This is a genomic window from Mesorhizobium sp. M0244 (assembly GCF_040321795.1).
GTDB lineage: Bacteria > Pseudomonadota > Alphaproteobacteria > Rhizobiales > Rhizobiaceae > Mesorhizobium.
In genome coordinates this window covers 1-674 of record NZ_JAMYSE010000237.1, presented here as the reverse complement: position 1 = coordinate 674, position 674 = coordinate 1, and the positions used below count along the sequence as shown (strand labels likewise).

The 674-nt window shown below is 61.3% G+C and carries 1 protein-coding gene; it reads right to left on the bottom strand.

Translation table 11 applies throughout. The features are described from left to right. The coding region (locus tag NKJ08_RS38835) for an AMP-binding protein (RefSeq protein WP_352786427.1) at nucleotides 1-674 on the bottom strand (674 nt) is incomplete at both ends.

Below are 674 nucleotides of genomic sequence, written 5' to 3'. Positions count from 1 at the left end.
CGCCCCAGGTCACCGGTCTTATACAGCCGATCGCCTTTCACAAAGGGACTGGCGATGAACCGCTCCGCCGTCAGATCAGGCCGGTTCAGGTAGCCACGCGCAACGCCTGCCCCGCCGATATAAAGCTCACCCACCGCCCCGAACGGCACGGGCGCGCCATGACCGTCCAGCAGGTACACCCGCGTGTTCGCAATCGGGCGCCCGATCGGGATACGGCGGAATGTCTCATCAATCGCGGTGACCTCGCAGACTGTCGCGAAGGTCGTCGTCTCGGTCGGACCGTAGCAGTGCAAGAGATGCTGCGGTCGGCTCCCCCTCAAGACCCGTGCTACTGCCGCCACATCAACCGCATCACCGCCGACCAATAGCAACCGCAAGCTTGCCAGCGCCGGGCCTAAATCATCAGCGCTCTGGCTGAACAACCCAGCTGTCAGATGCAGGACGGTAATGCCATGCTGCTGAACCAGACGGCGCAGCACCTCTGGCTGCAGCACATCAATTTGTGGAATCACAACCAGGCTTGAACCGTGTAGCAGCGGTGCCCACACTTCCAGGGTACTGATATCAAACGCGGGATTGCCCACCCACGCCACACGATCACTCGAGCTGAACTGCGCATAGCCATTGTTGATGACGAGCCGGTTGACCGCACGGTGAGCAACAACAACCCCCTT